The following is an 18,751-nucleotide window of genomic DNA, read 5'->3' as shown; positions in this document are numbered from 1 at the left end:
TCGTTTGTAACAATAATGAAAATATTCACAAATAATCAATAATTTTGCAAAAAAATATACAAAAAAACGACGAATTAAGTGGTAAAACACAAAAAAAATATGTACAATAAAGTTTATATGGGCACTTAGAGCGCTTAGAAAATTATTTGTTGAGTAGGAGGTTAGTTTTATGAACTTGGTAGCAGGTCTTTCTATTTTGAACCTCGCAAGATTCCAATTCGCTATGACAACGATTTTTCATTTTTTCTTCGTACCGTTATCAATTGGATTAGGTATTATTGTTGCATTAATGGAAACGATGTACGTTATTAAGAAAGATGACCAATATAAACGAATGGCGAAATTCTGGGGTAAGATATTTATGCTCAGCTTTGCCGTTGGTGTTGTTACAGGAATTATTCAAGAATTCCAATTTGGTATGAATTGGTCAAGATATTCACGATATGTTGGTGATATCTTTGGACCGGCTTTAGCAGTTGAAGCTTTAGTTGCATTCTTTTTAGAGTCAACTTTCTTAGGTCTATGGTCTTTTGGATGGGATCGATTTAATAAGAAATTACATTTGTTGTTTATTTGGTTAACAACTCTAGGTTCTGCTTTTTCAGCTCTTTGGATTCTAGCTGCTAACTCATTTATGCAAAATCCAGTTGGATTTCAGGTTGATCATAAATTCAACCGTGCAGTGTTAGTTGATTTTCCAGCTTTGTTGAAAAATCATCAATTATGGTTGGAATTCCCGCACGTTCTTTTCGCAACGTTCCTAGCGGGGTCGTTTGCGATCATTGGCGTTTCTGCTTGGTCATTGTTACGTCGACCTCATCATGAACTAGATTTCTTTAAAAAATCTGTCAAGATTGCGGCTATTGTTGCACTGATTGGAACTGCTGGTATGGCATATACTGGTGATCGTCACTCATTGTACTTACAAGATGATCAACCAATGAAATTCGCAGCGTCAGAAGGTATTGCTGAGAATGTTGGTAGTGATACAAAGCAAGCACCTTGGTCTGTGATTGCTTACACTGATCCAAAGACTCACGATGTCAAGTGGTCATTGGATGTGCCTTACATGTTATCGATTTTGGCTCATCACTCATTAACTGGTGGTAGCAAAGGTTGGAATGAACTAAATAAAGAAATGCATGAGAAGTATGATCTAAAATTTGGTCATGATATGAATTATTACTTGCCAAATAATACGATTTACTATAGTTTCCGTATTATGGCAGTTTCAGCAGGTGCATTTGGTTTGCTAGCGTTAATTGTTTTGTGGGCCGTGCGTAAGAAGTCGAAGATTGATATATCAAAGTACAAGTGGGTTCTTTGGATATTTGGACTTTCAACATACTTGCCATATGTTGCCATCACGTCAGGTTGGTTAATAACGGAACTAGGTCGTGCGCCGTGGGTTGTTTATGGTGTCTTGACTATGGCTGATGCCGTATCACCTAATGTTTCGGTTGCATCATTATTGACGTCTAATATTCTGTATTTCTTAACATTTACAATATTAGGCTTGATTATGATTATGTTGTCTCGTCGTGTCATGATTGCAGGACCAGAATCAGTTGATGAGGTGGCTACTGAAGAAAATGTTGACCCATTCTCAGCAGAAGCGTTTGAAGCTGGAAAGGAGGCCTAAACAATGACGGGATATCAAATTTTATGGTTTGTTCTGATTGCGATTTTGTTTGCTGGTTTCTTCTTTTTAGAAGGATTTGACTTTGGTATTGGTATGTCATTAAAGACATTGGCTAAAAATGAAGCAGAAGAAGACGCACTCATTCAATCAATCGGTCCTCATTGGGATGGCAACGAAGTATGGTTGATTACGGCTGGTGGTGCGATGTTTGCAGCGATGCCGTTCTGGTATGCCTCACTATTTTCTGGTTTCTACTTGATCTTGTTTGCAATCCTAATTGGTTTAATTTACCGTGGTGTGTCATTCGAGTTCCGCGGTCAGATGCAAACTGCTAAGTATCGTAATTTATGGACGACGATTTCAGCAATTACATCAATGGTAGTGCCTTTCTTGTTTGGTTTATTATTTACAGATGTTGTACAAGGCATGCCATTAAATGCCCATGGAGACATGTCAGCAAATTTCTGGGATTATTTCAATATTTTCTCAATTGTTGGTGGTGTTGCAATGGCGTTGTTGTCTTATGTTCATGGTTTGAATTATGCTCGTCTAAAGATTACGGATGGTTCACTACATGTGCGTATACAAAACCAACTAAAGGTACTATATCCAGTATTATTAGTTGGTGAGGTGGCCTTTGCGATTACATTATTTATCTTTACTGATTTCTTTACTAATAAGCCAATCATAACAGTTGCTATGTTAGCTGCAATCGTGATTTTAACGTTGATTGCATGGGCAGTCACTTTAAAACAACAGAATACCTTGGCATTTATTGCTTTAGGACTTGTTATCGTACTTGTTGTCGTACTATTATTCACAGGATTATTCCCACGTGTGATAGTTGGTAATGAAGCTGGCATGTCACTTCTATTGAAGAACGCAACTTCAACGCCATATACGTTGAAGTGGATGACGATTATTTCATTTACAGCATTACCAATTGTATTGGCTTATCAAATTTGGAGCTTTTACGTTTTCCGCGACCGCATTCATGTTAAGAAGATTTCATATTAATCATAAATTAACTGTAAGAGGTTAACGGGTTCGAAGAGGTTGGAACAATATTTGTCCCAACCTTTTTATACATATCAATTTATTTTTAAGGTGAAGGGAATATTTTATGTTAGATAAACGATTATTTAAATTTGCCGGAGCAAGGACGACGTTAGGATTACTTTGTGTTTTAACATTTATTCAATCATTGGCAATTATTGGTCAAGGACGGGCGCTTAGTGTTGCCTTAACAAAGTTATGGCAACATCAGCCATTACAATCTGTTTTTTGGATTGTTTGCATTTTTATTGGTGCGTACGTCTTGCGTCAATTAATGGGTGTTTTTAAGGAGTACGTCTTAGCACCGTTTGCTGATAAGACAACGGCGATGTTACAAAGAAAATTAACGCAACAATATGCGAAATTAGGGCCCAAGACAATTACACAACTTGGAACTGGAAAGTCAGTTACTTTAGCAGTTGAAGGAATTGATCAGGTACATGATTATTTCACATTAGTATTAGTTAAATTATTTGACATGATGATCATTCCTTGGGTTATTTTGGCATATATATTGACAATAGATTGGAAGCAAGCCATCTTTCTTTTTATGATTTATCCAGTAATTGTCTTGTTTATGATAATTTTAGGATATGCTGCACAAGCAAAGGCTGATCGAGAGTACGATACATTCAATCGGTTATCTAACCACTTTGTAGATTCTTTAAGAGGATTGACCACTTTGAAACAACTTGGTTTAGCAAAACAATATGCCAATAATATTTATGAAGTATCAGAAGAACATCGTAAAGCAACCATGAGTACTTTGAAAATTGCGATTTTATCAACTTTTGCATTAGATTTTTTTACAACATTATCAATTGCGATTGTTGCGCTCTTTTTAGGATTAGGATTATTAAATGGGACAATGCCATTACTACCAGCTTTGACAATCTTGGTATTGGCGCCAGAATATTTCTTACCAATTCGTAATTTTGCTAATGATTATCATGCAACGTTAAATGGTAAAAATGCTTTTGCTGATATCATGGAAATGTTAGATAAGCAACCAGCTGGTGATACAAATGACTATCATAGTAAGCAACAACAATGGCAACCTTCTGATACGTTAAAATTAAAGCATGTTAACTATCAATATCCTGAAGCAAAAACAAAGGCTTTGAAGGATATCAACTTAACATTTAAAGGGCATCAAAGAATTGCCATCGTTGGGACTTCTGGTTCAGGTAAATCTACACTTTTGAATTTATTAGGTGGTTTTTTGGTCGGTAATGGTGATATTGAAATAAATAACCAGTCAGTAGCTCACTTGCAACAAAATGATTGGCAAAATCAATTACAAGTCTTACCACAACGTCCTTATATTTTTCATGATACTTTACGTAATAACTTGGCTTTCTATGCACCAAATAAAACAGATGCTGTATTAATTCAGGCGTTACAAACAGTCGGCCTCAATGATTGGTACGCTAATCTGCCAAAGGGCTTAGATACTTTAATTGGTGAAGGTGCTATGCAAACATCGGGTGGGCAAGCACAAAGAATTGGTATTGCGAGAGTTTTACTGGATCAAGATCGTCGGGTGCTATTGTTAGATGAACCAACAGCACATTTAGATATTGAAACTGAAGTTCGCTTAAAAGAAACGATGATTCCGTTATTTAAAGATCGTTTAGTGATTTTTGCAACACATCGTTTACATTGGTTAACTGAAATGGATTGGATTTTAGTCATGCGTGAAGGTGAAATCGTTGAACAAGGAACGCTATCGGATTTGATGGCTAATAATGGCTACTTTGTAGCTTTGCAGGCAGCAATGCGAGGTGGCAAAAATGCATAAATTATTTGAGTTAATAAAAAAAGATACATGGGTATTTCCATATTTAAAATCATATAAAAAGTTATTAGTATTAATTATATTTTTAGGATTTATGACAAATTTTTCTGGGGCAGCGTTGATGTTTACTTCGGGATTTTTAATTTCTAGATCTGCACAGTTACCTGAGAATATTTTAATGGTGTATGTTCCGATTGTTTTAACAAGAGCTTTCGGAATTGGACGACCAACATTTCGTTATGCTGAACGCTTGGTGTCGCATAATTGGGTGTTGAAAATTGTTTCAACATTTCGCAAGCGCTTATATGAATTAGTTGAAGTTGGTACGAAATCTGTTTATGCGAAATCACAAACAGGTGAAGTATTAGGTGTGTTAGATAATGATTTATTTAAGATAGAAAATTTTTATTTACGTACATTATTTCCAACTGTTATCGGTTTGGTTATCTATGTTTTGATTGCAATTGGTGTTGGTGTGTTTGATTGGGGGTTTGCTTTAGCTATCTTAATTGTCTTGGGGATGACAACAATTTTGGCACCAATGATTACTTTGGCGGTGAATGGTGCACGTGATTTTAAGCAACAACAATTAGAAGGAAAGTTATACACGGACTTAACTGATTCTGTAATGGGATTGCAAGATTGGATTTTAGCAGGACGGACAAATGAGTTATTTGAACGTCAACAAAATGATTTTGATGCGATTAATCAGATAAAATCGAAGCAATCACATTTTAATTGGTGGCGCGATATGTTTGGGGCTGTCATTATTGGACTGACAGCTATTCTCTTATTGATATTTGCAACCAAACAATTTGGACATGATAGTTTTGGTGTTAATTGGATTGCAGCCTTTGTGTTAGCTATTTTTCCAGCAGAAGATGCACTAACTTCTATTAGTACAGGTATTGGTGAGTGGCCACGTTATCAAGATTCAATTCATCGCTTAAATCGAATGGACATAGAATCTAAACATGAGAAACAACAGGTTATCGAACAAAATGATCAACGAATTGAACAACCAGAAATTAAGTTTAATCAAGTAAACTTTGGGTATAATGATACTGTTGTGTTGGCAAATTTGAATTTAACAATCGGTTATGGTAAAAAGTTGGCCATTTTAGGACAATCTGGTGCTGGCAAAACCACTTTTTTAAAGTTACTATTAGGTGATGAACAACCGAATAGTGGATCGATTACAGTTAATGATATCTCAATCGATCAATTGCAGCAGCAACGTTCGTCTATCATTGCTGTGTTAGATCAACAACCTTATATCTTTGCAAGTTCTGTTGCTAATAATTTGAGATTGGGTAATTTGCATGCGACAGACGAAGCATTGTGGCAAGTTTTGAAACAGGTTGACTTAGCAGATTTAGTGGGAAGTTTACCTGAAGGATTAGATACGCCTATGACTGAAATGGGTAGTCGTTTTTCTGGTGGTGAACAACAACGTTTTGCTTTAGCCCGTGTGTTACTGCAAGATACACCAATTGTTATTCTTGATGAACCAACAGTTGCATTGGATCCAATTACTGAATTGCATGTCTTGCAAATGATTTTTGATACATTAGCAGATCGAACGATTATATGGGTGACTCATCATTTAACGGGTATTGAATTTGTTGATGAAGTTATTTTTATTGAAGATAAAGAAATTACAATGCAGGGCATGCCGCAATATTTGATGGCAACAGAACCAAGGTTTAGAAAGTTATTGCTAATGGATCATGGTCAACTAACAGATATTTAAGAAGGTGATTTTCTGGCTAGACCAAAGAAACGACGGACAAAAAAGAAGAGAAAAAATATTATACAATCTTTTTTTGTTGAAAAGGGGCAACTAAACCGAGGCCGTTTGTTAGTTTGTGTGATCATTGTGTTGGGATTTGGCTTTTGGCAAACAGATTTACATTTTCAACAAGTAAAAAAGGAAAAACCAACTAGTGAGGTGTCGAAAGTGCCGGTATCACATGAATTATTTATAAAAAAAATTGCTCCTGAAGCGCAACAACTTCAAAAGCAATACGGTGTTTTACCATCCATTAGTATTGCTCAAGCTGCTTTAGAATCTAATTGGGGTCAATCAGAATTATCTGCTAAATATAATAATTTTTTTGGAGTCAAAGCCACAGCTGATCAACCAAGTGTCACATTAGCTACAAAAGAATTTGAAAATAATCAATGGGTAACTGTTAATGCGTCATTTCGAGTATATGATAGTTGGCAAGAATCAATGGCGGCACATGCAAAATTATTAGCAAGTGGAACGAGTGATAATCCACAACGGTATGCGGCAGTTATTCAAGCAACCGATTATAAAACCGCGGCTAATGCGTTAGTAACGGGTGGTTATGCAACGGATCCAGTTTATGCTGAAAAAATAATCCAGATGATTGAAACTTATCATTTGAATCAGTATGATAATAAATAGAGACGGATTAAAAAGGGTGAGATAAAATGAATAATGAAATTTTACCAGGTGCAACAATTGGTATTATTGGTGAAGGTATTACCAGTCGCTATTTAGCACAAGCGGCGCATAATATGGGGTATCAGGTCGCTGCCTTTAGCAGCCATGCTGACGCAGTTGTTTTTAAGGATGCTGATTATCGCTTTATTGGTAAAGCAGATAATAATGATGAAATAGAAAGCTTTGCGGCATTGTCGGATATGATTACCTATACTTCGGCTTGGTTGCCAACGCAGATTACAGATGAATTGGCTAATCAAATTATTCCGCAAGGCACGTCGATATTAGATATAACAGACGATCATGCTGTTGCAAAGGCATTTTATGAAAATGAATCTTTGAATATTTTGCCATATGTGACTGGCAGTTCGTTAGATGAAATTGCTCAAGCAGGGACAGAATTAGGTTACCCCATCATTGTTAAACCAGTGTTTAAACACAAACATATCGATGATCAAGTCATTTTGCGAGGTGACTGGGACTTAGGCTTAGTCGCACCTTTGATTGATGGCAGTACGTTATTAGTTGAACCTTGGCTTGAAAATACGCAATCATTTGTGATGACTGCTGTAAGAGGGATGCATGATGAAACGATGCTATATCCTTTAAGAAAAGTGGCACCGTTAAAAACAGGACTAACAAGTGCTTGGATTACTGGTAATGTGTCAGATGAGATCGTCCAAGAAATTACTAAGGTTACAAGGAAGTTAGGAGAAGCCTTAAATTATGTTGGTGCTTATGACGTTACCTTTCTATTGACTGGGAATGGCACGTTGTACCTACGAAACGTTATCCCTGGCTTATCTAAGACAACAGTATTATATGATGCTGTGGCCAATATTAGTGTCACAGGACAACATTTACGGGCAATTACTGGTCAAAAGTTACCTGAAGTTGTTTTTGAACAGTCAGCCGTTTACTTACCTGTTACGAAACAAGAGGAGGCTCGGTTATATAGGCACTGGCAAATTCAACCTTATTGGCAAATTGCAGCATATCAAGCACCAACGCTGCTACCACAGACAGGACATGTATTGGCTGTTGGTGCAAGTTCTGAGCAGTTATTAAATCAATTACATGTTGCTGGTGTTTGGCAGCTTAACGAATAGTAACATTGATTGTATAATCTTTTGCATATTAAAAAGGACATTAGTCATGAGACGTTCTCCGAAAGTTAAATTTTCACTTTAACTTTTAGGGAACACCTCGTATGACACTAATGTCCTTTTTATGGTTCTTGGCGATTAAAAAGAGATTTGCAATAAAGTAATAAAAACACTGGCAAATGATAGAATGAGCATAAAGATCACAAATCCTTGAATTACTTTTTGCATGGTTGACTTTTTTTTATTTTTTTGCATTCTAATACCTCTGATTTTCCATTTAGTCTATTGTATCAAAAAAATTGGATAACGTACCACAGAGTGATTAAATAAAGGTATAATAAATAGATTGATGAATTAAAGGAGGCAGGCATGCTGACATTATTTAATTGGCCAGTAACCGTGTTTATCGCGTTGATTGTACTTATTATACTCTGGATCATTAAACAAGTTTTCTTAAAAGATCGTTGGCCTAAAAGCTTAAAAGTAACGGACATTGCAGTTTTTGTTGCTTGGTGGAGTATTGCTGCAACAACATTTGAAATATGGCATGTCACCATGCTAACACCATTATTATTAATGTTTGTTGTTTGGGGTATTGCTCTAGCCTTGTATCAAGGGTTTGTGCGGGAAAACTTTGTGACTCGCCGTTTTTGGTTAATTTGGTGGCGAATTAGTACACTCGCTAGTTATGTGTTTTTAGTTGGCATTGTCATCTATGCCTATTTTATGACTCGTGCTTGATAATAAGGAGTAAATTCATGGAAAAAATTAGTGGTTATGTTAAAACTTGGCAAGCTGATAAGGGATTTGGTTTTATTGAATTAAAAGATGAAGACGATGTTTTTGTTCATTTTTCGGCTATTCAAACACCACGTGTTCGCGATTTAATTGTTGGTCAAGAAGTAAAACTGGTGGTCGTACAGGGTGTTCGCGGACCACAGGCTGCAGCAGTTGAGGTATTAGATTAAAAATTGGAGGGACGTCATGATAGATTTATCAACAGATACCGAAAAATTTAAAGAAACAGTTTTAAGTGAGACCGAACAATATCATGGGCATATTATTCGAGCAACTGAGCAAATTGTTGCACTTCCAGATGGTCGGCAATCAAAACGAGATATTGTCTATCATGCAGATGCGATTGCAATTCTTGCATTGACGACTGATCATAAAATGATTTTAGAACAGCAATGGCGTGCCCCTGTTAAAAAAATAACTTTGGAGGTGCCAGCTGGTAAAATAGATGATCGTGATCAACAACCAATGGATGCAGTTAATCGTGAATTAAATGAAGAAACAAGATTGCAAGCTGGCACAGTTAGTAAGATTACGAGTTTTTACTCATCTGTAGGCTTTTCAAATGAATATATGACTTTGTATTTAGCAACTGATTTAGCGCCAGTTGATAACAAATTACCACAAGATGATGATGAACAAATTCGGCTAATATATGTTAGTTATCAAGAAGCAACGGCACTATTTGAGAGTGGTCAATTAGAAGATGCTAAAACAAATATGGCATATCTTTACTGGCGTACTCTACAGTGATAGGTAAAAAAATGGTAATTAAAAAAAAATCACGGCAAAGCAATCGACAACGGCGATCAAAACAAGTTATTGATCCAACTGAGGAGCAGAGTAGCCAAGTAGTTACGCCAACCAATAGTGAACCAGAATTGCTCACACGTGAAGAACATCGTCTAACACGACATGGTCGATATGAATTAGATCCTCAAACACGGAAATTAACTCAGAATGGTAAGACAACGCGACTAAAACATCGGTTAAATTTATTCATTTTTGGGTTAGTTATGCTAATCGTGTTGACTTATCTCGTGCTATTCTTTTTATAGTGAATTTTTAATTAAGGAGTATATATAAAATGAGATATGGCGTTATAAATGCAATGGCAGAAGAAAAAGCAGCTTTAGTAGCTGCAATGGTCGATGAAAAGAAAACAACGATTGCGGGTAAGTTATTTCATCATGGCAAAATTGGACAGGTAGATGTTGTCGTTGTTGAGTCGGGAATCGGCAAAGTTGCCGCAGCTTTAACAACGACCTTATTGATTACAAATTTTGGTGTTGATGCGGTTATTAATTCAGGCTCTGCTGGTGCATTAGGCAAAGATTTACGAATCGGTGACGTTGTCATCGCAAATGAACTAGCTTATGCAGATGCAGATGCACGTGCGTTTGGTTACGAATATGGTCAGGTACCACAACAACCAGCTCGTTTTAAAACAAGTGTTGAACTATCCAGAGAACTAGCAAAAGCTTATGAAACAGTGACAGCGGCACATTTGGTAACTGGCCTAATCGTCACGAGTGACTCATTTATTGCTAGTGATGAGCAAAAGCAAGTTATTTTGAGCCACTTTAAAGAGGCTCAGTCTGCTGAAATGGAAGGTGCTGCCATTGCGCAAGTTGCAAGTTATTTTGATATTCCTTTTGCAGTTGTTAGAGCAATATCGGATAACGCCAATGGTGAAGCGGGTGTGACTTTTGATGAATTTATTATTGAAGCAGGTAAACAATCTGCGCAAGTGCTAATTAATTTCTTTAATGCACAAGTTTAATGGTTAGGTAGAAAGGAGAAAAATAGTGGCATTTGAAACGACTGTAAAAGTAGTTGGCGATAATGTTGTTTATCAGTTTAATCCAGAATTAAAACAATATGCTTTAGGTGATACCGGTTTTGTTAAAAATAATGCTGGGGCATATGTCATGAAACGTTCATTGGAACCAGACAAAGGACTTGATGACGCTATTAAACTGAAAGTTGTTGTTAATAAGCAATTGTCAGGTATCAAGATAAAGACTATTAATCCGAGTGGCAATGCGACGATTAATATTTTTAAGCATGATAACAATGACGAACTTGTGACCTTATATCGTTTTTATTTAGACGAATTAGTCAATCGAGAAATCATTAGTAAATTGAAATAAATTAAATAGAAATAGGTTGATACAGATTAAAATACCCCATAATTGTTAGATTGTTTGACTAACAACTATGGGGTACTTCAGTGTAACAAGCTGTTTTTTATTGTTAAAAGTAAAAATGTTTAAATAAAGTTAACTTTACTACTGTCATATTATCGTAAATAATAAAGAATTTTTTAATAAAAAAGGCGAATTTTAGAAAAAAGTTGCCTTTTAAAGAAAAAGTTATTATTCATTAACCAGTTAATTATTATTTTAAGAAAGGTGACAGAACAGGCATCAATCAGGGGAAATAAGAAGATGTTACAATTAAATTTCTGATAAAAAGTGAGTTTGTGATACAGATGTAACGCAGTGTCGCAGCATTGTAACGAATTAAACGCTGAACTTGGTAAACTAATATTTGTCGTTAAGAGTTCGATTCCCAACACAGAGATATGCCTGTGTTGCAGAGGATTGAATGAGAGTATATGCCAATAAGGCAAACATCAAGGAGATTTATTTACATGAATAAGAAAGTACTTACTGCATTAACTGTTGCTGGTATTGCAACTGCTGCAATGGCCACTGATGTATCAGCTGATACATACACTGTTAAATCAGGAGACACTCTATCATCAATCGCCGCAGATCATAACACCACAGTTGATCGCATTTTAAATGCTAACAAAATTTCAAATGCTAATTTGATTTTTGTCGGCGAACAATTTGAATTGGATGATCAAGCAACTTCAGCACAAAGCACGCCAGCATCAAGTGCTGCAACAACACAAACAACAACAGCCTATGTTGCACCAGTTGCAAGTCAAGCAACGACGGTAACACCAGTGTCAAGTGCTGCAACAACGCAAACTACTGCAGCTGTATCAAGCGCTGCAACAACACAAACAACAACGACGTCAACTAGTTCAGCTTCTGGTTCGACATATGACCAATTTATTGCTGCTGGTGGTACTGCTGCCTTGTGGAACTCAGTGGTTATGCCTGAGTCAGGTGGTAATGTTAATGCCTCAAACGGTCAATATCATGGATTAGGCCAAACTAACCAATCATGGGGTTACGGATCAGTGGCAACACAAACACAAGGTATGTTAAGTTATGCAGTTTCACGTTATGGTTCTGTTGAAAATGCCATTTCTTTCCGTGCTGCTAACGGTTGGTGGTAAAATACGTTGTCATAGACAATTTTTACATGACGCATCATTAAAAGCTATACTAACAAACGTTGATATCAGCGTTAGATCAGTATAGCTTTTTTGTATGTTGTATTAAATTTTCTGGTGCTGCTTTGCCATTGGTGGAAATTGATTTGTATTTTCATCAATGGGCCATAACCAGTAATTTTCGTTTGCTAGCAGTTGTGTTTGTTTTGTATGCAAATCAAGCATATTTGAAAATTTTGTTTGTGATATTTCAGTAGATAAAATGGGTGCTTGTATAAGATATACTTGAGAAACAAGGCCACGCTCATCATCAATTAATACGGCATATTTCGGTTTGCTTGTTGGTGCAGTATAGATTTTAATCATAGGGCTCTCCTTAACTAACGATTGATTTTATATATCTCGAAAAATTTCCTGCCAGGCTTGTTTATTAAGCTTTGGCTTTTTCTGCTGGATACGAGGGCGTTTGACGTAATTGGCTCTTTTGTATGCACGAATGATTGTTTGTTGGACAGCTTTTTCTGGTGGTAAATGATGGGTAATAAATGCTACAGTTTGTGGTGGCAAATCCTGAAATTCGTTTTGGTGATTAATGAACCATCGACGCATATCATCATTTAAGCCAGCATGACGACGAATTCTTTGTAGCAATTCATCTAAGCCAAAGTCCAATTGATGGATTGCTGATTGTAGTTGACGAGCAACGCTTTCAGAAATACCAAGGTGATCGGCAAAGTGAGTAATGCCCAACTTGATTGTTTCACCTAATTCATTCATTAAAATATATTGATATTTTAAGCGACGACCACAATCACAGTATAACTGTGGTGCATTTTTCATATGATAATTTAGATTTTCCTGGTAACCAGATAATGACCAGTGACGCCCGTGTCCAATTAATTCATAATTCATAAATAATGACGTTTGTTGGTAACGGATATGTTGTTTGATAACCGCCTGTTGTGCGGGTGTTAATTGTTACCAGGTTTCTTGACGTCGTTCTTTAGTCAGTGAAGTTTTATGTGATTTTGGATGAGTTACTACCATGATATGTTATCTCTTGACTATATCGTTTTTGCTTTCTGAAATTCTGTTAGACGTTGTTGCAAGGTGTTATAAATGCGTTTTATATCAGATGCTGTGCCACGTAGCTCATAATTAGCAATCAATGGGGCGTGAAATTGGATAGCATAACGACGAGCAGTTAAAATATATTGTGCATTAAAATTTTTATTACCTGAACCAATAATACCTAATAAAAGGTGCTGATTTTCTGGTAATTCAAGTTGTTCACGTAAAGCATCAGTTAAAATTTCAAAAACGCCATTATCAATACCATTGCCACCATCTAAATAAGTTGGCACAAATGCAAAGAAGGGTTCGGTTGCAATAATATCAGGTGTCGCATCAGAGACTTCAACCGGGACAAAGGATGAATTACCTTGCTTTTCAGCATATGTGACTAATTTTTCTATGAATGAACGCGTATTTCCTGAAATTGAAATGTATAACAGATGAATCGGCATAGGGTTTTCCTCCAAACTTTTTATCATAATACTAAGTCTAAAAAATATTTTAATAATTAGCAATGAACGATGTAACGGAAAGTTATTATTTAATCTTTTTGTAACAATTCCATCAAAGGCTTATGTGGAGCTACAAACCCCGTGTCAAGCCTTTTTTTTAGTAATTTAATGACTTGCAAATTGTTAGTTCAGTAGTTTATACTCAATTCATATTAACAAAGCGTTAGGTTTTAAAAAAGAAAGTTTAGGTGAGATTATGCAGAACGTTACAGTATATACGAAAAATAATTGTATCCAATGTTTGATGACTAAGAAAACATTGACACAATATGGTATTAGTTATTCAGAAAAAAATGTTGAAAACGATGAGGAAGCATTGAACTTTTTGAAAGAAAGGGGTTATCAATCGGTACCCGTTGTCTTTTCAGAAGATATGGAGCCGGTTAAGGGATTCCGACCAGATTTACTTGCTAAGCTAAGCAAGGCAATGTAAATTTTACACTTAAAATATTAAGATACTTATGTGTCGGTGCAACCAAAGGGATTCCGCTTTACACTAGGTACATGGGGGAGTTATATGTCATTAGCAACGCTGGACTTGGATAAGGTTACTTATTTTGATTTAAATAACCAATTAAACATTCCAAAAGATAACAGTATTCAATTACAAAAAGACGCAGAAGCATTGCAAGCATTTATTAAAGAAAATGTTGAACCGAATACATTAAAATTTGATAGTATTGAAGATCGTTTTGATTATTTAATCAAGCATGATTACGTTGATCAAAAAATGATCAATAAATATTCGATGTCCTTTATTAAAGAATTGTATGATTATTTGGCATCTCAGCACTTTCATTTTAAATCATTTATGGCTGCCTATAAATTTTATGCACAATATGCATTAAAAACAAATGAAGGTGATTATTATATTGAAAATTATAATGATCGTATTGTGATGAATGTTTTGTTTTATGCTAATGGCAATCAAACGTTAGCTATGGATTTAGCGGACGAAATGATTCATCAACGCTATCAACCAGCAACACCTTCATTTCTAAATGCTGGCCGTGCTCGTCGTGGAGAACTTGTGTCATGTTTTATTTTACAAGCCACGGATGATATGAATGCCATTGGTCGTGTGATTAATTCAGCACTGCAATTGTCAAAAATTGGTGGTGGTGTCGGCATTGTTTTATCAAATCTACGTGAAGCAGGAGCGCCAATCAAAGGTATTGCTAACGCTGCTTCCGGTGTTGTGCCAGTTATGAAATTATTGGAAGATTCATTTTCATATTCAAATCAGATGGGACAACGAAATGGTGCGGGTGTTGCTTACTTGTCCGTTTTCCATCCAGATGTTATGAACTTTTTGGCAACAAAGAAAGAAAACGCTGATGAGAAGATTCGTGTTAAAACGTTATCACTTGGATTGACAGTACCTGATAAGTTTTATGAGTTAATCAGAAATAATTCAGATATGTTCTTATTTTCGCCATATGATGTTGAACGCGTATATGGTAAACCTTTTAATTATGTTGACATAACTGCCGAATATGATGCGATGGTTGCAAATAAGCAGATTAGAAAAAAGAAAATCCGTGCACGTGAATTAGAAACTGAAATTTCTAAACTACAACAAGAGTCTGGTTATCCTTATATTATTAATATTGATACGGTTAATGCAGCGAATCCGGTAGCCGGTAAGATTATTTCATCCAATTTGTGTTCTGAAATTCTACAGGTGCAAAAGGCATCTGTTATTAACAATGAACAAACATACGATCAACTAGGAACAGATGTTTCTTGTAATTTGGGGTCAACGAACATTGTTAATATGATGGCAACAAAAGATTTTGGTAAATCCATTGAGGCAATGGTTCGTGCCTTAACATTTGTTTCTGATCAAACGGATTTGGACATTGTTCCTTCTGTTCGCCAGGGTAATCGTCAAACCCATGCAATTGGTTTAGGAGCGATGGGATTACACGCTTTTTTTGCTAAAAATCATATGTATTATGGAGATGAAGAAGCACTTGATTTTACAAATGCCTACTTCTTGATGTTGAATTATTACAGTTTAGTAGCTTCTAATAAAATTGCGAAAGAACGACAGACACCATTTTATGAATTTGAAAAATCTGATTATGCAAATGGTTCTTATTTTGAGAAATATATTCAATCAGATTGGTCACCAAAAACAGAAAAAGTCCAAGAGATTTTCTCACAACATCATTTTCCATCACAGGCAGATTGGCGAGCTTTGGCAGCATCTGTTAAAAAATACGGTTTGTACAACGCTTATCGCTTAGCAATTGCACCTACTGGATCAATTTCTTACGTTAATGATGCGACAGCCTCATTGCACCCAATTATTAATCGCGTTGAAGAACGTCAAGAGAAGAAGATTGGTAAAATTTATTACCCAGCACCATACTTAGGAACGGATACGTTACCGTATTATGAATCTGCTTATAATATGGATATGCGGCGAGTAATTGATGTGTATGCAACCGCACAACAGCATATTGACCAGGGAATGGCACTGACTTTGTTCATGCGTTCAACGATTCCAGCAGGATTATATGATTGGAAAGACAATCATACTGAAAAAATGACGACTCGTGATTTAAATATTCTGAGATTATATGCGCATCGTAAAGGCATCAAATCAATCTATTACATACGTACATATACGGATGATATGGAAGAATTCGGCGTCAACGAATGTGAGAGTTGTTCAATTTAAATAATTGCATACATGAGGAATAGGTGAATAAATGAATACATCATACGAAGCAATTAATTGGAATGCAATTGAAGATAATGTTGATAAAGCAACTTGGGAAAAGTTGACTGAACAATTCTGGCTAGATACGAGAATTCCGTTGTCAAATGATTTGGATGATTGGCGTAAAATGTCAGAACAGGAACATTATTTAGTTGGGCACGTTTTTGGCGGACTAACGTTGTTAGATACTTTACAGTCACAGGATGGTATGGCATCGTTGAAACAATCGACGAGGACGCAACACGAATTGGCAGTATTGAATAATATTGAATTCATGGAATCTGTGCATGCCAAATCTTATTCATCTATTTTTGAAACGTTACATACACCAGCAGAAATAGATGAGATCTTTGATTGGACGAATAGCAACGAATTCTTACAATATAAAGCAAACAGGATTAATCAAATTTATCAAACAGGTAGTCAGTTACAACGTAAAGTCGCTTCAGTATTTTTAGAGACGTTTTTGTTTTATTCTGGCTTTTACACACCATTGTGGTATTTAGGACATAACAAACTTAATAATGTCGCTGAAATTATTAAACTCATTTTACGTGATGAATCTGTTCATGGTACTTATATTGGTTATAAATTTCAATTAGGTTTCAATGAATTAAGTGAAGACGAACAGAATGAATTAAAAACATGGTTATACGATTTGTTATTAGATTTATATAGTAATGAAGAAAATTATACGAAGTTATTGTATGACGAAATCGGTTGGACTGAATCTGTTCTAACATTTTTACGTTACAATGCAAATAAAGCGTTAATGAACTTAGGTCAAGACCCATTATTCCCTGATGGTGCTGAAGATGTTAATCCAATTGTTATGAATGGTATTTCAACAACAACTTCAAATCATGACTTCTTTTCACAAGTAGGTAATGGTTATCGACTGGGGCAGGTTGAAGCAATGGCAGATACTGATTATTATATTGACTAAGTATATTGCATAATGAATTTTAAAGTGCTATCATTATGCTATTAATAAACAAGGTGGAAGTTAGTTATGATAAATTTTGATTCAAAATTTAATGGTTGGTGGCGCAGATAACGCGTACGACTATGATTTTTCATAGATTCGGTACGTGGTTCCTTAGGGAGCAGATGTATTGAGTCTGTGCTGACTAAATTTCCAGAAAATGGAGAGGGTTACACGGCTTATCGTGCAGGCCTTTTCATGAGAAACACGAGAAGGTACTGTCGTATCTGCTCGTGTTTTTTATTAGCGTTATGTCTTATTCAAATTGGGAGAACAAATGAACAAAAAAATATTAAGTACTATTGGTGTCTTAGCCGCATTTACATTGTTTGCAGGAATCTATGACTCTATTCAAATGAATAATAAAAAAGCGATACCGACAGTAGCTGTTTTGCAATTTATGAAACATCCTGCATTAGATGCAATTAATAAAGGTATTTATGAAGGATTAGCGAGTGAGGGTTTTCATAAAGGTAAAAATGTCAAAATTTTATTCGAAAATGCACAAGGAGATCAGTCCAATTTAAAGACGATGGCTTCAAAATTTCAGAATGCACATGCAGACGTCTCAGTTGGCATTGCCACACCAGCGGCTGTATCATTAGCAAATACGATTACTGATAAGCCTGTTGTATTTGCTGCGTCAACAACGCCAATTCAATCAAAATTAGTAAAAAGCTATCAACATCCCGGCAGTAATGTGACAGGTGTATCAGATCAAGCACCTTTAAAATCACAATTAAAGATGATGCAAACTTTTGTACCATCTTTGAAAAATTTAGGTGTTATTTATACGTCGTCTGATGATTCTGCGTCTATTCAAGCAAAACAAATGATGGTACTAGCACAAAAAGCGGGGTTAACGGTTAAAGCATATACGATTTCATCGTCAAATGATTTAAATCAAACAGCAAAGCAAATGGTTGCCAACCATCAAGTTGATGCAGTGTTTGTACCAACGGATAATACGATTGCTGGGGCGATGCCAACTTTGATAGATAGTACCAACGCTGCCCATGTACCAGTATTTCCAACGGTCGATACCATGGTTCAAGACGGTGGCTTGGCTGCAGAATCGATTAATCAAAAAAAGTTGGGTATTCAAACGGGAAAGCAAGTTGCTCAAATTTTAAAGGGAAAATCACCGAAAGATATACCCGTTGGATTTATCAAAAAAGGTGATTTAGTGATTAATCGTACGCAATTGCAGAAATTGGGGATAGCCTTACCTAAGGTTTATCAACATGCAAAATTTGTAAAGTGAGG

20 protein-coding genes are annotated in these 18,751 nt (G+C 35.9%); 17 read left to right on the top strand and 3 right to left on the bottom strand.

Annotated elements, in window-relative coordinates; genetic code table 11:
- The first annotated feature begins 169 nt into the window (after positions 1-169).
- From ACSKY2_RS04230 to ACSKY2_RS04170, 13 genes are all read left to right on the top strand, one after another.
- Complete coding sequence (locus tag ACSKY2_RS04230; protein ID WP_489876895.1) at positions 170-1,642, top strand: cytochrome ubiquinol oxidase subunit I; 1,473 nt, start codon at positions 170-172, stop codon at positions 1,640-1,642.
- Positions 1,643-1,645: 3 nt separating this feature from the next.
- A complete protein-coding gene (gene cydB / locus ACSKY2_RS04225) occupies positions 1,646-2,659 on the top strand; it encodes a cytochrome d ubiquinol oxidase subunit II (protein WP_489876894.1) in 1,014 nt (337 codons plus the stop codon).
- A 106-nt stretch (positions 2,660-2,765) separates the two neighbouring features.
- On the top strand, positions 2,766-4,499 hold the full coding sequence (gene cydD / locus ACSKY2_RS04220; protein ID WP_489876893.1) for a thiol reductant ABC exporter subunit CydD: 1,734 nt from the start codon (positions 2,766-2,768) through the stop codon (positions 4,497-4,499).
- Complete coding sequence (gene cydC, locus ACSKY2_RS04215) at positions 4,492-6,249, top strand: thiol reductant ABC exporter subunit CydC (protein WP_489876892.1); 1,758 nt, start codon at positions 4,492-4,494, stop codon at positions 6,247-6,249. The genes cydD and cydC overlap by 8 nt, the downstream gene beginning before the upstream one ends.
- A 105-nt stretch (positions 6,250-6,354) precedes the next feature.
- Positions 6,355-6,930, top strand: coding sequence for a glycoside hydrolase family 73 protein (locus tag ACSKY2_RS04210; protein ID WP_489876891.1), 576 nt, complete (start codon positions 6,355-6,357; stop codon positions 6,928-6,930).
- A 26-nt stretch (positions 6,931-6,956) separates the two neighbouring features.
- Positions 6,957-8,078, top strand: a complete 1,122-nt coding sequence (locus tag ACSKY2_RS04205; RefSeq protein WP_489840963.1) for an ATP-grasp domain-containing protein — start codon at positions 6,957-6,959, stop codon at positions 8,076-8,078.
- Positions 8,079-8,444: 366 nt separating this feature from the next.
- Positions 8,445-8,816, top strand: a complete 372-nt coding sequence (locus ACSKY2_RS04200) for a DUF3397 family protein (protein WP_489840964.1) — start codon at positions 8,445-8,447, stop codon at positions 8,814-8,816.
- Between the two features lie 17 nt (positions 8,817-8,833).
- Complete coding sequence (locus ACSKY2_RS04195) at positions 8,834-9,043, top strand: cold-shock protein (RefSeq protein WP_489840965.1); 210 nt, start codon at positions 8,834-8,836, stop codon at positions 9,041-9,043.
- A gap of 16 nt (positions 9,044-9,059) precedes the next feature.
- Positions 9,060-9,623: an NUDIX hydrolase gene (locus ACSKY2_RS04190; protein WP_489876890.1), complete on the top strand. Its 564-nt coding sequence runs from the start codon at positions 9,060-9,062 to the stop codon at positions 9,621-9,623.
- Between the two features lie 11 nt (positions 9,624-9,634).
- On the top strand, positions 9,635-9,928 hold the full coding sequence (locus tag ACSKY2_RS04185) for a hypothetical protein (protein ID WP_489876889.1): 294 nt from the start codon (positions 9,635-9,637) through the stop codon (positions 9,926-9,928).
- Between the two features lie 29 nt (positions 9,929-9,957).
- Positions 9,958-10,653, top strand: coding sequence for a 5'-methylthioadenosine/adenosylhomocysteine nucleosidase (locus ACSKY2_RS04180; protein ID WP_489876888.1), 696 nt, complete (start codon positions 9,958-9,960; stop codon positions 10,651-10,653).
- Between the two features lie 25 nt (positions 10,654-10,678).
- Positions 10,679-11,023, top strand: a complete 345-nt coding sequence (locus ACSKY2_RS04175; protein ID WP_489876887.1) for a cysteine desulfurase — start codon at positions 10,679-10,681, stop codon at positions 11,021-11,023.
- A 503-nt stretch (positions 11,024-11,526) separates the two neighbouring features.
- Positions 11,527-12,186 carry a LysM peptidoglycan-binding domain-containing protein gene (locus tag ACSKY2_RS04170; RefSeq protein WP_489876886.1) on the top strand — a complete coding sequence of 220 codons (660 nt, stop codon included), beginning with the start codon at positions 11,527-11,529 and terminating at the stop codon, positions 12,184-12,186.
- Between the two features lie 102 nt (positions 12,187-12,288).
- Here the strand turns inward: ACSKY2_RS04170 and ACSKY2_RS04165 are convergent, their stop codons facing one another.
- The 3 genes from ACSKY2_RS04165 to ACSKY2_RS04155 form a co-directional block, all read right to left on the bottom strand.
- Positions 12,289-12,549, bottom strand: a complete 261-nt coding sequence (locus tag ACSKY2_RS04165) for a hypothetical protein (RefSeq protein WP_489876885.1) — start codon at positions 12,547-12,549, stop codon at positions 12,289-12,291.
- 27 nt (positions 12,550-12,576) lie between these two features.
- Complete coding sequence (locus tag ACSKY2_RS04160; RefSeq protein ID WP_489876884.1) at positions 12,577-13,095, bottom strand: hypothetical protein; 519 nt, start codon at positions 13,093-13,095, stop codon at positions 12,577-12,579.
- A 152-nt stretch (positions 13,096-13,247) separates the two neighbouring features.
- Positions 13,248-13,709, bottom strand: coding sequence for a class Ib ribonucleoside-diphosphate reductase assembly flavoprotein NrdI (locus ACSKY2_RS04155; RefSeq protein WP_489876883.1), 462 nt, complete (start codon positions 13,707-13,709; stop codon positions 13,248-13,250).
- A 256-nt stretch (positions 13,710-13,965) separates the two neighbouring features.
- On the opposite strand from ACSKY2_RS04155, the gene nrdH reads away from it, so the two are divergent.
- From nrdH to trpX, 4 genes are all read left to right on the top strand, one after another.
- Positions 13,966-14,202 (top strand): glutaredoxin-like protein NrdH, encoded by a 237-nt coding sequence (gene nrdH / locus ACSKY2_RS04150; protein WP_491737208.1) that lies wholly within the window; start codon positions 13,966-13,968, stop codon positions 14,200-14,202.
- Positions 14,203-14,286: 84 nt separating this feature from the next.
- Positions 14,287-16,458: a class 1b ribonucleoside-diphosphate reductase subunit alpha gene (gene nrdE / locus ACSKY2_RS04145; RefSeq protein ID WP_489876881.1), complete on the top strand. Its 2,172-nt coding sequence runs from the start codon at positions 14,287-14,289 to the stop codon at positions 16,456-16,458.
- 31 nt (positions 16,459-16,489) lie between these two features.
- Positions 16,490-17,446: a class 1b ribonucleoside-diphosphate reductase subunit beta gene (nrdF, locus tag ACSKY2_RS04140; protein ID WP_489840976.1), complete on the top strand. Its 957-nt coding sequence runs from the start codon at positions 16,490-16,492 to the stop codon at positions 17,444-17,446.
- 316 nt (positions 17,447-17,762) lie between these two features.
- Positions 17,763-18,749 carry a tryptophan ABC transporter substrate-binding protein gene (trpX, locus tag ACSKY2_RS04135; RefSeq protein WP_489876880.1) on the top strand — a complete coding sequence of 329 codons (987 nt, stop codon included), beginning with the start codon at positions 17,763-17,765 and terminating at the stop codon, positions 18,747-18,749.
- Positions 18,750-18,751 lie beyond the last annotated feature (2 nt).

The sequence above is a fragment of the Weissella sp. ESL1156 genome (genome assembly GCF_058505625.1).
This window is presented reverse-complemented; position numbering and strand designations above follow the sequence as displayed.